The organism is Microcystis sp. M015S2 (assembly GCF_020245945.1).
GTDB lineage: Bacteria > Cyanobacteriota > Cyanobacteriia > Cyanobacteriales > Microcystaceae > Microcystis.
On sequence record NZ_JADBTX010000139.1, the window covers coordinates 1 to 20,748 of the forward strand.

Below are 20,748 nucleotides of genomic sequence, written 5' to 3' on the forward strand. Positions count from 1 at the left end.
AATTTTGACGGCTGCTCTACCCCCTTTTTTAAAGTTTCATAGCTCTCATCTCCCCCCTTATCAAGGGGGGTTAGGGGGGGATCAAAAGGATTAGGAATAAACCTTTCGTCTGTTAATTCAGGACGATTTAAATAGCCCCTTGCCACCCCAACTCCACCAATGTATAACTCTCCTGACACTCCTATAGGTACTGGCTGTAAAAAGGCATCTAAAATATAAATTTGGACATTGGCAATCGCCCGACCAATGGGAGGAAGAAGCGGCCAATTTTTTACTGGATTTGTCAGGGTAAAACTGGTAACAACATGACTTTCTGATGGCCCATAATGATTGTGTAAAGTACAATGTTCTAAGCCTCTAAACCAAGCGGCGATCGCTGGTGTAATTTGTAATTGTTCTCCTGCTGTGATTACTTCCCTTAAACTGCTTACCCAAAATTTACGACTAACGCTGACTTCTGCTAATTGCTGTAGAGCAACGAAGGGTAAAAATAGCCTTTCAATTGCTTGCTTTTCTAGAAAATCTAATAAGGCGGAAGTATCTCGTCTTAGTTCTTCTGTTATTAAAACTAATCTTCCTCCAGCAGACAAAGTGGCGAAAATTTCTTGAAAGGAAACATCAAAACTAATTGGTGCAAATTGTAGCGTTTTAGCCTGATTAGTCAGGGTCGTATTTTGCAATTGCCAAAGAATCAGATTGCACAGGGCTAGTTGACCCATCATCACCCCTTTGGGTTGTCCTGTTGAACCAGAAGTATAGATAACATAACCCAGATTATGGGGCTGTACCTCAAGATTCAAGTTCTCCCGACTGAACTCAGCGATAGTGGGCCAGTCCCTGTCTAAATAAACTCGCTTTGTTTGATATTCAGGCAGTTTTTCTACAAGTTTCTCTTGACTTAATAGCACAGAAATTTGAGCATCTTTTACCATAAAACTTAAACGTTCCATCGGATATTCGGGGTCAAGCGGTAAATAGGCTGCTCCCGCTTTCAGAATGCCTAAAATTCCTATTACCATTTCTAAGGAACGCTCGACGCATAAACCAACTAGACAATCAGCTTTTACTCCTAAAGAACGCAAATAATGAGCCAACTGATTAGCTTGCTCATTCAGTTCTGTATAGGTTAATTGTTGATCTGCAAAGATTACTGCTACAGAATCAGGCGTTAATGATACTTGTTCTTCAACTAACTGATAGATAGATAATTGGGGTTTATTTGAAGTTAAATATTCTGCTAAATAGTCAGCATGAGTGGCATTCCAAGACGATAATAGATGAGTTTCCGCCATTGTTAACAATGGTAATTTTTTAACTTTAGTTTGAGGATTGGCAATAATTTCCTTAATTAATTTGTGAAAATTTTGCCCCATTCTCTGAATAGTAGTCGCATCAAATAAGTTGCTACTATAGAGCCAAATACCCTCTAAACCTTCTGGGTTTTCCCAATAGTGGACTTCTAGATCAAATCTGACAGTTGCTTCCACTGACAAGGATAAATTTTCAATACTTAAACCCGAAAGATTCCAAGCATCTTGAGAGGTATTTTGTAGGGCAAACATTACCTGAACTAAGGGATTTCTGCTCAAATCACGGTCAGTTTGTAGCTTTTCTACCAACATCTCGAAGGGAAGGTCTTGGTGAGCATAACCCTCTAAAGTTGTCTGTTTGACTTGTTCTAATAATTCTAAAAAACTGGGATTTTCTGATAAATTGACTCTGAAAGACAAAGTGTTAGCAAAAAAGCCAATTAAAGGTTCGATCGCTGCTTGATTACGGTTAGCGATCGGGGAACCCACCAGCAGATCGGATTGACGACTATAATGAGATAATAAGACTCCAAAAGCGGCTAACAAAGTCATAAAGAGGGTCGCCCCACGTTCTTGACCTAACTTTTTAAGACATTGAGTAGTATTTTGATCCAGTTGAAAATGTTCAACTCCTCCCCGAAAACTTTGCACCGCAGGACGAGACCGATCCGTTGGCAAAGTGAGAATAGGAGTTACCGTTGCTAACTGTTCTTGCCAATAATTGAGTTGTTTATCTAAGACCTCACCAGAAAGATATTGACGTTGCCAAACCGCAAAATCTGCATATTGAATAGACAATGGCGGGAGAGGATTAGGTAAGTTTTTTAGGAAGGCTTCGTATAAAGCCGATAACTCTCGAATTAAAATCCCAAAAGACCAACCGTCATAGATAATATGGTGCATTTTCAACAGTAACACTGACTTCTGGGGACTCAATTGCAATAACTTAAACTGTATGAGTGGCCCTACCGCTAAATCAAAATTTTGTCCTGCTTCTAATTCTGCTACTTGTTGAATTTTTGCTAATTGTTCATTGGGGGATAAATCTTGATAATTATCAACTTTTAAGCGAAAAGAACCGGGAGGAGCGATCGCCTGAATAGGTTCTCCTGAAATAGTGGGAAATGTTGTCCTCAAAATCTCATGGCGGTTAATTAATTCCTCTAAACTTTGCTCTAACACCGTTAGATTGAGAGGCCCCTGAATTTGCAATATTTCTAGGGTATTGTAGGAACGACTATCAGGGGAAAGATAGTGTAAAAACCATAAACGTTGTTGAGCAAAAGAGAGAGGTAGAGGGATGTCTCTGGATACAGGTTGAATCGGTAATTGATAGGTATTTTTAGACTGTTTAGCCCGTTGTAAAAATTGTAGTAATTCAGGTTTGCGATCGCCAATTTCTTGACGAAGAGTAGGGGTTAAAATCCCTTCAGAAGCCTGACAGCGTAGGCGATTTTCATTCGCTTCTAACGTAATGCCTAAGCTTTGCAAGTAGCAAACAAATTCCACAATCGTTTTCGTCATAACCTAAAACTCCACTACCTCAGTATTTTCAAGATTTAACGAGCTATCTGATCTATCCTGGGCCGCCCAATCCACCGCTTGAATATAGCCTGCAATACCGGCGATCGTGGGTGACTCAAACATAATTTGTACGGAAAGATCCAGTTCAAAGGCTGAATTAATCCGCGATAACACCTGAGTAGCTAACAGAGAATGACCTCCCAATTCAAAAAAGTTGTCCTTAACACCAATGCGTTCTAATCCTAAAACCTCACTCCAAATTTGAGTCAGTTGAGCTTCAATGGGATTGCGGGGTAAAACAAAACTGTTAGCCAGATTACGGGTCGCCGCATCAGGAGAAGGCAATGCTTTACGATCCACCTTACCATTGGGAGTTAAGGGAAGGGAATCAAGCAAAACAAACGCCTGGGGAATCATGTAACTGGGTAGCTTTTGTTGCAAAAATTCCCTTACTTTAGGCACTAACTTTTGGACTAACTTACCGCGTAGAGGATTATTCGTGTAATCACTCCAGGGTTTTGTTTTAATCGCTTTGTCATCCCAGAAAGCAATGCTAGTAATTCGTTCTAACCGATTCTTTGAGACCTGCGCTTCTGACCCCAGATTACGCTGAAAAATGACATCAAAGGAACCGTCTTGACTACTTTCCCACCAACTCAGATGAGCCGTGTAACCGAGAGATTCGGCTAATTGCCAAACCTGTTCAGGATTAATACCGGTATCTGCTTGTTTTTCTAGAATTTCTTTCAGTTGCTCAACCGTTTCAACTTCAGGGAGATTTTCTACCCATTCCCAAATTTTTAGAGCCTGTTCGACTCGCTGATTCGGAATACCGCGAACTCCTAATAATTCAGGTTTTTGGGTCAACAATTGCTCTTGAATTTGAGCTAAAGAAAGCTGATCCAATTGCCAATTTAACCAAGTCATTACTGTTGGTTCGCTGATTGGTAATGGTTGATTATTGACAGATTCTAGATAAAGAGTGACATCATAGCGAAATTGGGTTAATTCATTATTTGCCAAACCCCGTTTAGGTTGAATTTCTACCCAGGTAATTTTGGGAAAATGTTGTTTTAACGCCAAGAAAAAAGTCGGATCAATGACCAGTTCTTCTTCGCCTGCCACACTTTGACGTACCTGTTGTTGCCATTGTTCAACGATTTTGGAGTCAGAGGCTTGGGCTAACTGAACGGCGGCGTGATACGGCTCTAATAAAGGTAAACTACGCACATCTCCGACAAAAATCTGACCATGACCACCAATGACATTAATCGCTCCTTTCAGTACCTCCAACAGATAGTCCACACTGGGAAAATACTGAATAATCGAATTTAAGACGATGGTATCAAAGGTCTGCTGGGCAATGCCTTCAAAATTATCTGCTGTCTGACAGCGTAACTTAACCTTTTCTAAACCTTCAACGGCACTGCACACCCGTTCAACATACTGAATCGCCACCTGGGAATAATCCGTTGCCCAATATTCCAAACAATGCTTGGCCACCCTGGAGAGCAATAAGCCCGTACCACAGCCAATTTCTAAACCTCGCTCTGGTTGGAAGGCCAAAATACGGCTGACGGTGTTTTCTACCCACTCTCTCATTTCTGGAGCAGGAATCGGCTGGCGAGTATAACTGCTATTCCAACCCGTGATATTAAACGTTAGATCGGTTAGGCTGTCTTGTCCTTGACTATAGGTTCTTTCGTAGAGACTTTGCCAATCACCAATGTATTCACTTTGCCATTGAGTTAATTGCTCTGGTAGGGCCTCATTTTGCAGGGCGGGAACTAGATAAGCCACAAGGCGTTTATCGCCAGCACTATCTTCCCTGGCAACGACAACATTGCCAGCTAATAGGAAATATTGACTTAAAACCGCTTCTATTTCTCCTGTTTCGATACGAAAACCGCGAATTTTTACCTGATTGTCAATGCGTCCCAAAAATTCCAAATTGCCATCGGGTAAATAACGGGCTAAGTCTCCGGTTTTATAGAGCCGAGAATCTGGGTCATTACTAAAAGGATTGGCAATAAATTTTTCAGCCGTTAACGCAGGACGATTGAGATAACCTCGTGCTAAACCCGCCCCGCCTAAATGTAATTCACCTGGTACACCAATGGGGACAGGTTGTCGGTTTTGATCCAATAGATAGATTTGGACGTTGGCGATCGCCTTACCAATAGTCGGGGCCGAAAAGCGATCGGACGGAGATGATTTGACCAGTCCAGAGGTGGCAACCACTGTATTTTCCGTTGGGCCATAGTTGTTAATTACCTGAAAGGGAAGGGACGCAGTAGGATAAAAATGAAGTTTGTCACCGCCCAGTAACAGGGTTTTTAGGCAAGAATGATTCGGCCAATCTAAAACTAATAATTTTTCCGCGACAGGAGTTGGCACAAAGCTAATGGTAATTTCTTGATTCAGCAACCAATCCCGTAAATTCGTCGGTGAGAGCAGAATATTTTGGGGAACCAGATTAATAGAGGCTCCTGCGGTAAGATAGGGCCACAATTCCCAAACCGTTGCATCGAAAGCAATACCCGCCATTTGGGTGGCTTTATCCGAGGAGCTAATCTCAAAAGCTTGTTGATGCCAGAAAATCAAGTTAAGTAGAGCTTGATGGGAAATCAGTACCCCTTTGGGTTGCCCTGTAGAACCAGAGGTATAGATGCAATAGGCTAGATCGCTAAGTTGTATTTTGAGGTATGGGTTAGTTTGTGGTTGGTCAGCAATTTGTGACCAGTCTTGGTCTAAGCAAATAACTTTCGTCTGATTTTTGGGAAGTTTTTCTGCCAGTTCTGCTTGGGTTAATAGGATTGAAATTTGAGTATCTTCGAGAATGAATTGGGTGCGTACTGGGGGATATTCAGGATCAATGGGGAGATAGGCGGCCCCTGCTTTGAGAATCCCTAAAAATGCGATCGCCATCTCTAGGGAACGTTCAACATAAACCCCGACGATTTGTTCCTTAATCACCCCTAACGACTGAAGATAATGGGCCAATTGGTTAGCGCGATGGTTTAATTCTCCGTAGGTTAAAACTTGATCTTCAAAAATGAGGGCGACCGTCTCTGGTTGACTTGCCGCTTGAACCTCAAATAACTGATGAACAAGCTTATCTTTGGGATAATCGGCTTGGGTTTGATTCCAATCCACTAAAAGTTGCTTTTGTTCCTGTTCCGACAACAAAGGTAATAGGCTGACCGATTGTTGAGGATTGGCAATAATCGCCTTGAGTATATTCTGAAAATGTTCTAATAGACGGGTGATCGTTGTCCCATCAAATAGGTCAATGTTGTAGCAACAGAATCCAGCTATACCGTCGTTTACTTCTGATAAATGAACCTCTAGGTCAAAACGAGCAGGCTCAAGTTCCCAAGACATTTCTTCAACGACTAAGCCAGGTAAGTTCCATGTCTCATTTGTTGCATTTTGTAACACAAACATCACTTGTACGAGAGGATTGCGGTCTAGGTTACGTTCTATCTGTAATTCTTCTACTAACATCTCAAAGGGCAAATCTTGATGCTCATAGGCATCTTGAGTGACTTTGCTTACCTGTTGTAAAAAAGTGGCAAAACTCGGTTGTTGTGATAAGTCTAATCTCAAGGCAAGCGTGTTAACAAAAAAGCCAATTAAGCCTTCAATTTCTCGACAATTACGGTTGGCGATCGCTGAACCAATTACGAGATCAGTCTGGCCATTATAACGGAATAAAACCACCCCAAAAGCGGCTAACAAAGTCATAAACAAAGTACAACCCGACTGTTGGCTTAACGCTTTCAATTGTTGAGTGAGTTGACTATCTAGCTGAAATCTTTCAATCTTGCCTTGAAAAGTTTGAATCGCAGGACGAGGGCGATCCGTTGGCAGTGTTAAAAGGGTAGGAGCACCCGCTAATTGTTGTTTCCAATATTCCAACTGAGTCGCTAAAACCTTACCCTGTAACCACTGTCGTTGCCAAACCGCAAAATCGGCATATTGAATTGGTAAAGTCGGTAAAGTTGGTTCTTTACCCGCAACAAAAGCCCCATACAGATGGGACAATTCACGAATAAAAACACCGATTGACCAGCCATCAGAAATAATATGGTGCATATTAATTAATAAAATATGCTTTTCATGCTGTAACTTTAAGAGCGTTACCCTCAACAAAGAACTCTTAGTTAAATCAAAGGGTGTTTGGGCTTCTGCCTGGGCTAATTTTTCTGCCTCGGCTTCCTTGCCTTCCAAATTAATGAGCGATAATTCCCAAATTGGATTGGGATCAATTACCTGCACGGGAACACCATCAATTGCTTGGAAACTGGTACGCAATGGCTCATGACGTTGGATTATTGCGCCTAGAGCTTGTTTGAGAGCTTCTACCTGAAGAGAACCGCTTAAACTCAAGGCTCCCGTCATATTATAGGTTCCCGTTGCTCCTTCTAATTGATACAGAAACCAAAGTCTCGTCTGGGCAAAGGATAGGGGTAATTGACCATCGCGGGGCATCGGAAGAATCTGCCTAGCACTGATCTGATCCTCTGATTTCAGTTGATCGAGAAATTGAATAATTTCTGCCCGGCGGTTTTTAAGCTCGATTTGCATATCAGCTGTTAACACCCCTTGGGGGGCATAACAACGCAGGCGATCGCCGTCCATCCAGAGTTTAATATCTTGATTGGCTAAATCTGACAAAAACGTTTCAATGGATTTCATAGTTCAATCTCCTCGAGATCGCCTGATAAATGATCAATAGGGGTTTGTAATTTTTGTAAAGTAGTCTGGATTTCTATAACAGCCAAAGCCAAATCCGCTACAGTTGGACGTTCAAATAGGCGACGCAGGGGCAACTCTAGGGAAAAACTCTCTCGTAAGCGTGACATAACTTGAGTCGCTTGTAAAGAATTACCACCAATCTCAAAAAAGTTATCATAAATTCCCACTTTTTCTAGTTTTAAAGCTTGACCAAAAATAGTGGCGATCGCCTCCTGGGTAGGATTGTCAGGAGCCACATAATCTACCGAACGATGTAACTCTGGATTGGGCAACGGTAACGCACGGCGATCAATTTTGCCATTGCTGGTTAACGGTAAATTGTCAAGGATCAGCCAATAAGCTGGGATCATATAGTCAGGAAGCTGCCGTTTAACAAACTCCCGTAATGATTGTGTTGCACAAGTCGGATCATTAAGAACAATATAAGCAACCAAAGCCCGATTTTCAGTGTGATCGCTTTCATTCACCAAAACCACCGCTTCTCGTACCTGGGGATGGGACAGCAAAACCGCTTCAATTTCTCCTAGCTCAATGCGAAAACCGCGAATTTTTACCTGATTATCAATGCGCCCCAGATACTCAATATTGCCTTCGGGTAAATAACGAGCTAAGTCTCCCGTTTTATAGAGCTTTGAAGGCTGATCTTTTAGCCCCCTAAATCCCTCAATACTGGGGGACTTGGAACCCTCGATAAGTTCTGAACTCCCCCCAAAGTTGGGGGGCTGGGGGGGCGAAAGAGGGGTTAGAGCAGGATCAAACGGATTCGCAATAAATTTTTCCGCCGTTAACTCAGGTCTGTTTAAATAACCTCTCGCCAAACCAACCCCACCAATGTGTAATTCTCCTATCACCCCGATAGGCACTGGCTGAAGATAGGCATCTAAAATGTAAATTTGGACATTGGCGATCGCCTTACCAATTGTCACCTTCAAATCATCTTTATTGCATTGTCCAATAGACGCACAAACACTCGCTTCTGTTGGGCCATAGGCATTAAAAAAGTTTCTACCGACTGACCATTGTTTAACCAAATCAGGAGAACAAGCTTCACCCGCCGCAATTAAAGTTTGCAAAGCGGGTAACGGTTCTTTCGGTAAAACCCCTAAGACCGAAGGAGGTAAAGTAACGTGAGTAATTCCATTCTTTTGTAAGCATTCAATTAACGGTTGACCTGGCAATAAAGAATCTTTGGAAGCAAGATAAAGAGTCGCTCCCGAACCAAAGGTCATTAAAATTTCCGAAATACAAGCATCAAAACTAAAGGATGCAAATTGCAGAACACGACTGTTATGGTTGACTCCAAAACGCTGAATTTGAGCAAGAGCTAAATTAACTAAACCCCGATGTTCAATCATCACACCTTTAGGCTTACCCGTGGAGCCAGAGGTGTAAATAACGTTAGCTAAATTACAAGCAATTAACTTATTTTGGAGATTATCTTGAGGATATTGAGAAACCTGCTCTTCAATCTCATCCAAATAAATAACATTAGCTTGAGAAGGAGGTAATAAGGCCAATAAAGAACGTTGGGTAATCAAAAATGAAACCTGACTATCTTCTAACATAAATTGAAGACGTTCAGTAGGGTAGTCAGGAGCAAGAGGGAGATAAGCACCACCTGACTTAAGAATAGCTAATAAGCCAATAATCATTTCTAAAGAACGTTCTACCGAAATACCGACCAAGACCTCTGGTCCAACGCCTAAAGTTTGTAAATAATGGGCTAACTGATTGGCTCGACAATTTAATTCACTGTAGGTTAATGATTGCTCCTCAAATACCACCGCAATCGCATCGGGAGTCCGCTCAACTTGCGCTTCAAATAATTGATGAATGCACTGATCTTGAGGATAGTCAGTCTTGGTATTATTCCAACCTACTAATAACTGTTTTTGTTCAGTAGGATTTAATAAGGGCAATTCCCGCAGATTGTGTTGCGGATCATTCATAACTGCCTCAAGTAAGGTTTGGAAATGACCCAACCAACGCTGAATCGTTTCATCCTTAAATAAATCCGTATTGTAGTCACAGTCAATCAGAGCTTCTCCGCCCATTTCTGTCACATTCAAATGCAAATCTCGATCCTTAAAACTAATCTTTTGAGGCAGTAAGCTAACCTCTAATTCTTTCATTTTAGGTAGATTAATGGCTGGTTCTAAATTGAAACTGACATCAATTAAAGGGGAGCGACTGGTATTACGCGGTAAATCTAACTGATTGAGCAAGAGGGCAAAGGGATAGTCTTGATGTTCATAAGCCGACAACAAAACCCCTCGCATTTGTTTGAGATAATCAGCAAAAGTGGGATTACCTGCTAATTGACTACGAATGGGTAAAAAATGAGTGCAATAACCCACCATTCCTTCACTATCTAAAAGGCCACGTCCAGACGTTGGCAGACCCACCAGAATATCATCCTGTCCCGTCAAACGATGAATGAGAATGTTATAAACTGATAACAGTGTCATTAAAAAAGTACAGCCCTGTTTACGACTAAATTGCTTTAGTTTTTCTGTAAATTGGCTATCTAAAGTTAGACTTTGACGATTGGCTTGGTAACTGGGTAAAGCTGGACGAAGTTTGTCAGTGGGTAAATTCAAAACGGTCGGATTGACAAGCGTTGTTAACCAATAGGCCTGCTGTTTTTTCAGTTCTTCCCCTTGGCTTGGCTGGCTTTGCCATTCAATCAATTCTCGAAACTGTTTTGGGGTTTTAAGATTAGCCGTAACACCCTGACATTTGGCTGAATATAACTCTCCTAATTCCCGAAGGATTACTCCCATTGACCAACCGTCACTGATAATGTGATGGGCCGTTAATACTAACAAATGTAATTCTGGTTCTAATTTGAGTAGATGCCAACGCACCAGACAACCCTGGCTCAAATCAAAGGGTTTTTCACTTTCTTCCTTTAACCATTGTTCTGCTTGCTGTTGAGCCGAAGCTTGGTCAGCACTGAAGTCTAAGATAGGGCAGTTAATCTCGACCTGGGGCAGTATTTCTTGACTATCTCCCTGGGCATTAATCTTGGTTCGTAATGCTTCATGGCGATCGCTGATTTGTTGAATCGCCTCGGTCATTGCCACAGGATTTACAGGGCCTCGTAGTTGCAAAGTCACCGATTGGTTATAGGCAATAGAGCCGTTGTCTCCCAATTGGGCCAAAATCCACAGTTGTCGCTGGGCTTCGGTGAGAGGGACTTGATCACCCCCTAATTTCTCTCGATCAGGGGATTGATCCCCCCCTAACCCCCCTTGATCAGGGGGGAGATGAGGTTGATATAAGTCTTTTAGGGTCTGGAGATGGGGTAAGTTGGCCAAAACGGTTTGTTCATCTATCCCAAAATCAATAAAACAAGCCACTTCATCCACACCGATGGACTGCAAATGATCAATAATTTGACGGCAGGTTTCAGGTGTGCCAATTAAGGCACTGGTTTCTGTATAGCGTTTATAGGCAGAAGCGAGGAGAAAGTCCCGATCTTCTTCTCTTAACTGTTCAAAATCCACTTTCATGCCCTGGCTCTTGACCATATTTTGCAAGAGTCCGACAGAGGAGGTGAGGTATTGCCCAAAGGGTTGGCGGGCCTGTTCTCGAACTTGTTCTAAATCCTTGCCAACAAAAGTATGCAGTAGGACTGTCACTGTTCCCGACGCGGGATCATAACCATTCTCTGCCAAAGATTGACGATAAAGAACGATATTACGCGCTAAATCCTCAACGCTTTGCCCCATCAGATTCGTTAAAATACCCGATCCGATCGCCCCTGCTCTGATATAGGTATCGGGATTATTGACAATGGTGATCCAAGTCGGTAATTGGGACTGCATCGGTTGGGGATAGGTTTTTACCTCTACCATTTGACCCTTTCCGTCTAGCACGGCGATCGCTTCTCCCCGCCAAAGTTTCTGGACGGTTTCAATTTCACGGAACATTAGTTCACGATGCTGACCAAAGGACTGAGGAGCCAACACAAAATCCTGGGAATGCCAACCCGATGCAAAGGCAATACCGACGCGGCCCTGGGAAAGATTATCCACGACGGCCCATTCTTCAGCCACTCGGATCGAATGGTGTAGGGGTAAAACCACACTGCCTGATCGCAGTTGAATCTGTTCTGTTTCCCTCGCTAGAGCGGCGGCTAAAACCGAAGGATTGGGAGAAAAGCCACCAAAAGCATGGAAATGACGTTCAGGAATCCAAAGAGCCGTAAAACCAGCGCGATCGCCAAATTTAGCTCCTTCAAACAGTAAGTTATATTTATTCGGGTTAAATTCCGCTTCATAGCTACCAAAGTAGTAGAGGCTAAACTGTATAGTTTTTGTGACTTGAGACCCGCTCCCTTTCCCTAACCGACCGTCTTGATCTCCCCCCTTTTTAAGGGGGGTTAGGGGGGGATCAATCCCCTTATCAAGAGCGACATCAACATCTCCCCCCTTTTTAAGGGGGGTTAGGGGGGGATCAATCCCCTTATCAAGAGCGACATCAACATCTCCCCCCTTTTTAAGGGGGGTTAGGGGGGGATCAATCCTCTTCCCCTTATCAAGGGGGGTTAGGGGGGGATCACTTTGAGGCGTTGGCACTGACCAGGAATGCTTTTTTGCGGGGATAAAACCTCCCTGACGCAATTCTGTGACGCTATCTTTAACCGCTTGGACAAATTGGGCAAGATCGGCTTCCGTATGGGCTGTTGAAAGAAAATGTTTACGCCATTCCCAGACATAAATACCTTTTTCCACCATGTGATAGAACAGTAAATCCAAATTCCCCGCCAGCGCAAAACGGAAGAAAGAACTAAACTGTTCGATTTTAATAGGAACGTCTTCTGCTTCAAAATAGCGATTGAGGGTATCGGCTAAGGCGGCGGTGCGTTCAGTTAATTGTTGTTGCAGACCTGGCCCCTGCTCCTTTAAATGGGTCAGGACAGCCCTAGCCGTCCTCATTGCTAAGGGATACTGATTAAAGGTTCCCGCAAAAAAGGTTCTGTCCACCCCAGGATAGGATTTATCGCCATAATTCCACATTCCTCCGTCAATGCTGTCCAGATAACGGGCTTTGCCTGCAATAACCCCAATGGGCATTCCCCCCGCAACGACTTTGCCATAGGTGGCAATATCCGCCTGTACTCCAAATAAAGCTTGCGCTCCGCCTGGGTGGCATCGAAAACCCGTAATCATTTCATCAAAAATCAGAGCAATACCCATCTGACTGGTAATTTGTCGCAGGCTTTGCAGAAATTCTTTGGGTTGCAGTAGGGGATAATTGCTTTGAACTGGTTCTACTAAGACCGCCGCTAAATCCTGTCCCTTGGTTTGTAAATAGTCCAGAGCCTCTGCACTGCCATAGTCTAATACCACCACATCGGCACTAATACTTGGGGAAACCCCTGACACGAGGGGAAAGAAACGGGGTTCATTGTCAATGATTTGTTTTCTCACGAGAGTTCCGTCCGCGTGACCGTGGTAGGAACCTTCAAAGATGGCAATCTTGTTACGACCCGTTGTGGCCCGAGCGATACGGATAGCGGACATTACTGCCTCTGTCCCTGAACTACAGAAACAAGCTCGTTCGGCTCCTGTTAATTCACAAATCAGGGTAGCCACTTCTCCCACGATTGGCGATCGCGGACTAAGGTGAATCCCTTCTGTGAGTTGGCTTTGTATGGCCGACATAATAAAGTCTGGTTGATGCCCAAACAGCGTTACCCCTTGCCCCATCGTCATATCAATATATTCATTACCGTCCACATCCCAAATTCTTGACCCCTGGGAACGTTGGGCCACAATGGGATAGAGCATCTCTTTAATGGACATACGGAATCCGACCGAGGCTCGACTATCCGCTAAACGCGGGCGATCGCTTTGCACAATTTGCTTAGAGGTTTTTGTACGTTCCGTAAAGCGAGCAATTAATGCCTCTAGATGTTGCTGTTGTTGGGGAGTTAATCCACCTGTTGGAGGGTTTTTTGGCCCCCAGGGAGTGGCTGTTACTGTCGGTTGGGGAGCAGAAGCTTGATTGCTGGTTTGACGGGTGCGACTGGCTATTGGCTCTAGGTTCGCCGCTAATTGCTGGGGGGGAATTAACTGTTGTGTAAGTCCGTTTGACCTATTTTGACTGACGGAAGATGGGGAATTTTCTGTGGTTCGGGTAGTCGTCGGGGCAAAATTGGCCGTTTGCAAGACCTCTAACTGTTTGGCCATCAGTTGTAACTGTTGACCCATAATATTTTCCAGGGCAGAACTAGGAACGCTTGAACCTGATGCTGCCAGAACCCTTGGTTGTGGTACAGGCTCTTGAGAAACTGTGATATTAGGGGCGATCGCCGAAACCTTTGGAGAAGCCGTTTGACCTTGAAAGCCGTTGGTATTAGAACTCAGCACGACATTGGGCGATCGGTTATTTGAGCAGGCAATGGGCGCAGAAAACACCTCGGTATTAATTTGAGTATTCTGGACATCATTAGCCGGATTTTGAGCTAAATAGGTTGCTAAAGCATCTAAAGTAGATAACTCCTCAAATAACTGACGCATAGCAATTTTAACGTTATAGGCATTCTCAATGCGTCTGACCGCCTCAACCATGACAATGGAATCTGCCCCCATCTCCAGGAAAGGTGTATGAACATTGACATCAGCAGGGGACAATTGCAGTAAATTCCCCACTAGGGTTTGCAATGTGATTAGAATCTCCTGTTGTTTTTGATTGCTGGAGATAGCTTGGACATTAGTGGCATTGGTCGTCATGGTTGTTTCTTCAGAAGTCGGTTTAATGGTTTCAAGCCAATAACGTTGACGTTGAAAAGGATAGGTCGGTAGAGCCAGTAAATTTTGTGAACAGTTTACATTAAAACCTTCCCAGTTTATCTTGGCTCCTTGGCAATCATAGAGAATCGCCAAACTATTTAGCAGGCTTTGTTCATCTTCTTGAGGAGGGGCGAGGGAAAATAGCCAGGTGGCTGATTTTTCTGGACAACATTGTTGACCCAATCGAGATAAAGTCGGTTTAGGGCTAACTTCTAAAAAAAGACTGAATTTCTGCTCGATCAGCGTTTGGATACTCCCATAAAATTGTACAGGGTTGCGTGCCTGATCTCGCCAGTAACGAGCGTCAATGATTGCTCCTTCTGGTAAAACTTCCCCCGTTAAATTAGCAACTAAGGGAATTTGCAGAGGTAGGGAGGAAATTGCAGCAGCTTCCTGTTCTAAGGAATCTAAAATCGGTTCCAAGAGGGGCGAGTGAAAAGCATGGGAAACTTTTAGTGGACGAACTTCTATTCCTGCTGCCGTTAAATGAATGATAATCTCAGCAATAATCGGCGCTTTTCCTGAAATAACAAAATTTTCTGGTCCATTAATAGCCGCGATCGCTACCTCGTTTGTATAAGGCTCAATAACAGCTTTAACCCGCTCTTCTGCGGCAAAAACGGCGATCATTGTCCCCTCTTTAGGGAGAGACTGCATCAGTTTTGCCCGTTTGGCAATCAGTGTTAATCCGTCTTCTAAGCTTAAGGCTCCGGCAACAGTAGCCGCCACATATTCACCGACACTATGACCAATTACTGCCGCTGGTTCTATTCCCCAGGAACGCCATAACTGTGCTAGGGCATACTCGAAGGCGAATAAAGTGGGTTGGGTATAGGCGGTATGCTCTAAATAAAAACTCGCTTTTTCCGGTTCTAGGTCAGCCGGATAAAGAATTTCTAAGAGGGGTTGATCTAAATGGGGTCGCAGGATTTCAGCACAGCGATCCAAGGTTTGGCGAAAGATGGGTTGGGTTTCGTACAGTTGACGACCCATACCTACATATTGAGAACCTTGACCGGCAAATAGAAAAACAATTTTAGGTTTTTTCTTTTTGTTAATATTCTTCGGTTCTCTCATCCTTTCTTGGTTACTAAAGTTCTCTAACTTCTGCAACATTTCTAAGCGATCTCTAGCCACTACTCCTAAACGATGATTAAAGTGCGATCGCCGACTATTGGCCGTAAAACAAACATCAGTGAGAGAAATTTCATGATGATCAGCTAAATACTTTTGATAACAATGGACTAAGGCTTTTAAGGCTTCTTCATTCTTGGCAGATAAAGTCAGCAAATGCCAGGGACGTTCCATCAACTTCTGCCCATTTTGTTGATTATTTTTAACGGTGACAGGGGCTTCGCTGAGAATCACATGGGAATTTGTCCCCCCAAACCCAAAGGAACTGATACCGGCTAAACGTCGTTCGACACCGTTTTCACCAGATCCCGGGGATTTGATCCGCCAGGGTTGAGCCTGAGTGGGAATCGCAAAAGCTGTGTCAGCTAGGGAAATATAGGGATTAAGGGTTTTAAAGTGGAGATTAGGGGGAATTTCTTGGTGTTGTAAGCAGAGAACGACTTTAATCAGACCCGCCATTCCCGCCGCCGCTTCTAAATGACCAATGTTGGTTTTCACAGAACCGAGCCAACAGGTTTGATCGAGCGATCGCTTTTCACCCAAAACCGCTTTCAGAGATTTAACTTCGATCGGATCCCCCAATTCTGTCCCCGTACCATGAGCTTCGATATAGCTAATTTGGGCGGGTTCTACCTGGGCATTTTCCAGGGCCTGACGAATCACCGCCTGTTGAGCAGGGCCATTAGGGGCCGTGAGTCCATTACTTAAACCATCCTGATTCACCGCCGAACCTTCAATCACTGCTAAAACGCGATCGCCGTCCTGAATAGCATCCCTAAGACGTTTAAGTACGACTACTCCACAGCCTTCCGAGCGCACATAACCATCGGCCTTCGCATCAAAGGTTTTACAACGACTGTCGGGGGCCATCATTCTCGCTTGGGAAAAAACAACGGTTGTCTCTGGCGACAAAATGAGATTAACTCCCCCCACTAAGCAGAGGTTCGATTCTTGATTTTGTAAACTCTGACAGGCCAAGTGAACGGCGACGAGGGAAGAAGAACAAGCAGTATCCACGGCCAAACTGGGGCCACGCAGATCAAAGATATAGGACAAACGGTTAGCCGCAATACTGGTGCTGTTGCCTGTACCCACATAGGCGGTCAAGTTAGTAGGACTTTGATAAGCCAAGCGATGATAATCCACATCACTGATACCAATAAAAACCCCTGATTGGCTACCAGCTAAGGTTTCAGGCACAATTGCAGCATTTTCTAAGGCTTCCCAGGTGACTTCTAGTAATAGTCTTTGTTGAGGGTCTAAATAGTTGGCTTCTAGGGGAGAAATTCGGAAAAATTGCGGGTCAAATTGATCGACATTTTTTAGAAAACCGCCCTGGCGACTGTACATTTTTTTCGCAGTGGCAGGTGTGGGATCGTAGAAACGCTCAATATCCCAACGTTCAGGAGGAATATCGGCGATCGCATCCACCCCATCTCGCATGAGTTGCCAGAAAGCCTCTGGATTGTCAGCCCCTGGAAAACGACAACCAATACCAATAATTGCGATGGGTTCCATAGAAAAAATTCCTTATTGCGATCGTCCTATTACTGAAAGTCTTGTAACAAGGGGCGATCATCCCCTTGCCTGGATGCGTTTTAGATAATTAACGATTTACAGTGTCTTTAAACTGACGAAAAGCCTTTACATTATTGGCGATCGCCCGTTCAATTGACCCCCCAGCTTTCATGAGCCGCATTTCACGGTTAACGGGCCATAGATAATCTAAATTATCAGTTAAACGTAGCATATTCTTGAGCATTTTTTGATGATATTTAACTTGCACATCAAACCCCTCATGCTCTTGACATAAACATTTCTCTAGCCAATATAGAGACTCCTCTGCTGACATTCCAAACAAAGGAGAACGCAAAATCTTATCGTAATAGGATATTACTCAGTTTGAGAGGTCTTGGAATTGACTGATTTAAGATTGAGTAATTTTCGGTCTTGGCATCTTGAATTGTATTCATGGCTTGTGTGGTTTCAGAGAATAAGGTAAGTTGGATTTTTTTTAGCAGAATTTAAGCTGAATGGGTTGTTTTATGCCCAATAACAAAACAAACTGAAGGACAAGGAATGTTTGTCAAAGGACGTTGTTCAAGCCAGGGCATCGCATCAAGAACAGTTAGTTCACAAGCATCAGCCAACAATTCAACTTCAGGCTTGAAAAGATAGCGCTGAGGATGTGTTTCCCGTGAATTCTCTAGAAGTTGATTTTCTTGATTTGTTACCCATAAATTGTGAGTAACTTCCACTATATTTTCATGGGTTAAAAAATTTAGTTCACTAATATAGGTTACTTCGTTACCATTGGAATTATCCTCTAAACGCAATATTGATGCCGTAGGCCGACTCTTAAATTCCCCCAGTACGTAAGGCCCATACGATACATCACAAATAAAAATTCCGCCAGCTTTTAAATGATTTTTAACCGTTGCAAAAATTGCCAATAAGTCTTGATTTGTTAGTTGATAGTTAACCACATGAAATAAAGCAAGAACAACATCAAACTGACGATTTAAACGAATTGAACAAACATTGCCTTGGGAAAAACTCAAACAGGAAGCCATCGTTTGATCTTCAATACGATTTTTAGCTTGTTCTAGCATTTCAGCACTGAGATCAACACCATGAACAGAATATCCCTTTTTTGCCAACAGGGAAGCATGATAACCTGTACCACAGCCCAAGTCCAATATAGATTGCGCTTCAGTAGTGTAATTCTGAATTACATCATGAATAAACTCCACTTCTTTGATGTAATCCTTGTTATAACCTTGATGACCTACTACTAGATCATAGTAGTAAGACATAGACTGGCCAAAATTCGTCATTTCAGAATATCCTCTCGAATTTGTCAAAATGTTAGGATTTGCTGACTTGTTTAGCTAACTTTTCTAGGGTTGGATAATCGTAAATCAAAGTACGATCTAAATCTTGCCCTAACCAGTCCTCTAAATCAGCAATCAAGGTAACGGCCATAGAAGAGTCTAGGCCATATTCATCAAAGGGAACGCTTAGATCAATCTCATCTTCGTCCACTTCCATCATCTCTGTCATGTAAGCCACTAACCAGTTCTGAATTTCCGTTAGGGTCGGTTGTTTTTTGTCGTTTGGAATTTCTGTGGACATTAGACTCAGTTTGCTTTTTTTAGAAATGTAGTTAAAGTTTAAGGAATTTTCAGGTCTAGGGACGTGGACTTAAGGGGAGAGAAAGAATTGGTCGAAGTTTCAATCGATGTACGATCTTAACACATGAAGTGCCGATCAAGAAATTTTCTTAGTCCAAAATTTCCAGGCTTCCCTCTAAAAATTTGGACCGACAGCCACGACGCTGAATTTTACCGCTAGAGGTTTTTGGTAAACTGCCAGTCCTGATCAGCGCGATCGCATAAACCTGTAAATCATATTCCTGGACAACAGCTTTACGAATAGCTCTTTTTACCTCGTCTATATCTACCTTACGGAGCCAGGTGCGCTCCACTTCCTGAACGACCACGAGCTTTTCTTCACCCTTGTTTTCAACGGTAAAAGCCGCCCCACAACTGGGACGCAGAGCGGGATGACTATTTTGGACGGTTAATTCAATATCCTGGGGATAATTATTGCGTCCTCGAATAAGAATAATTTCCTTGAGCCGACCTGTGACAAACAATTCACCGTCTTTGATAAAGCCCAAGTCTCCTGTTCGCAGAAAAGGCCCGGCTCCTGTATCGGCCAAATAAGCTTGAAAGGTTTCCTGAGTCTCTTGAGGTTTTCCCCAATAACCCTGGGCGATTGTTGAACCTGATACCCAAATTTCGCCGACAATTTCAGGGGAGCAAGGTTTCAGGGTTTCAGTATTGACAATGACGATTTGAGTATCAATCGTCGTCCAGCCGCAGCCCACGAGGGTCTGCACATTGGTATCTGTTTCAGTGGCTCCCACAATCTTATTTTTTTCTAAAGCATTAGCCTGAACGGGATAAAAGTAAGGGGGACTGTCATAACTAACCGCCGTAACTTTCAGGGTGGCTTCTGCCAAACCGTAGCCAGGACAAAGGGCTGTGGCTTTGAAACCAGAAACTTGAAAAGCCTCCGCAAACTTTTTAAGTACCTCCGCTCTGACGGGTTCGGCCCCATTTAAGGCCATGCACCAATGGCTTAGATCTAACGTGGCCCGTTTTTCAGGGGGAATTTTCCGCACACAAAGATCGTAGGCAAAGTTGGGGGCCGCACTATGGGTTGCTTTTTTATCAGAAAGGGCCTGTAACCAACGTAACGGTCGTTCCATAAAGCTGGCAGGGGACATCATGTAACAAAGAAATCCTTTGTACAAAGGCTGAATAACCCCATAAATCAGACCCATATCATGGAAGGTCGGTAGCCAAGTGACCATTACGCTATCTTGATCATGGCCCCAACCACCATCTAAATCGGCTGAATTGATCAACAAGTTATGGTGACTGACCATTACTCCCTTTGGAGTTCCCGTTGAACCAGAGGTGTATTGTAGAAAAGCGAGACTGTTTTTTTCTAGGGTCGGTTCTAGCCAATCCTCCCTGAGGTGATGGTCAATTTCATCGGTAACGACCCATTGCATCTCTGCCAATTCCGAGTCTTTGGCCCATTGGTTCTCCAACGTGGGGAAGAGGGCCGCATTGGTAAAGGTGAATCGGGCTTGGGAATCGGCAATAATGGCCTGTAAGCGAAATAGGTTTTGATTGCGTCGGGGGGGATAGGCGGGAATAGCGACGACTTCCGCGTACAAGCAACCAAAAAAAGCTGAAATAAAATCTAGTCCCGGGGGATAGAGCAGTAAACCCCTTTCGCCCTTGGCTTCTAAGGATTGTAGATGAGCGGCGATCGCCCTAGCATTTTGATCCAGTTCTCCATAGGTTAAACGAGCCTCTTCGGTCTCTCCGTTTCGCAGGAAAATATAGGCGATGCGTTCAGGTTGAGTGCTTGCCCGATAACGGAGTAACTCAACTAGGGTTGAGAACTGATTAAAGGGTTCTTGCAAATCATCAGAATTAACAGTCATCTAAGTACAGGACAAAAAGCTGGAAAAGTAGGCGGGAGTAGGTTTTTATGAGAAATAGCACTAATCTCGAAACCCCCGTGAACCAGTATAGGGGAAAAGTCCCGGAATTTTACCCCCGATCTCTCCAATCATAGAAGCTTTACAAGCATGAGTTGTTGATAGTTTTACCTGACAGGTTTGTTAGAGCCTA

At 43.5% G+C, this 20,748-nt stretch carries 7 protein-coding genes; all 7 read right to left on the reverse strand.

Annotation, left to right across the window (positions count from 1 at the left end; genetic code table 11):
* The coding region (locus tag IM473_RS21955; RefSeq protein WP_287658458.1) for a non-ribosomal peptide synthetase at positions 1-2,834 on the reverse strand (2,834 nt) is incomplete at its 3' end.
* 3 nt (positions 2,835-2,837) lie between these two features.
* Entirely contained in the window at positions 2,838-7,535 is a 4,698-nt protein-coding gene (locus IM473_RS21960; RefSeq protein WP_287658459.1) for a non-ribosomal peptide synthetase, read from the reverse strand.
* Positions 7,532-17,050: a non-ribosomal peptide synthetase/type I polyketide synthase gene (locus IM473_RS21965; protein WP_287658461.1), complete on the reverse strand. Its 9,519-nt coding sequence runs from the start codon at positions 17,048-17,050 to the stop codon at positions 7,532-7,534. The genes IM473_RS21960 and IM473_RS21965 overlap by 4 nt, the downstream gene beginning before the upstream one ends.
* Positions 17,051-17,138: 88 nt before the next feature.
* The gene (locus tag IM473_RS21970; RefSeq protein ID WP_502845935.1) at positions 17,139-17,426 is read right to left on the reverse strand and encodes a hypothetical protein; all 288 of its coding nucleotides are present in this window, start codon (positions 17,424-17,426) and stop codon (positions 17,139-17,141) included.
* Positions 17,427-17,556: 130 nt separating this feature from the next.
* On the reverse strand, positions 17,557-18,369 hold the full coding sequence (locus IM473_RS21975) for a class I SAM-dependent DNA methyltransferase (RefSeq protein WP_287658464.1): 813 nt from the start codon (positions 18,367-18,369) through the stop codon (positions 17,557-17,559).
* Between the two features lie 31 nt (positions 18,370-18,400).
* Positions 18,401-18,667, reverse strand: coding sequence for an acyl carrier protein (locus tag IM473_RS21980; RefSeq protein ID WP_287658465.1), 267 nt, complete (start codon positions 18,665-18,667; stop codon positions 18,401-18,403).
* 148 nt (positions 18,668-18,815) lie between these two features.
* Positions 18,816-20,558, reverse strand: a complete 1,743-nt coding sequence (locus IM473_RS21985; protein WP_287658466.1) for a fatty acyl-AMP ligase — start codon at positions 20,556-20,558, stop codon at positions 18,816-18,818.
* Positions 20,559-20,748: the final 190 nt, after the last annotated feature.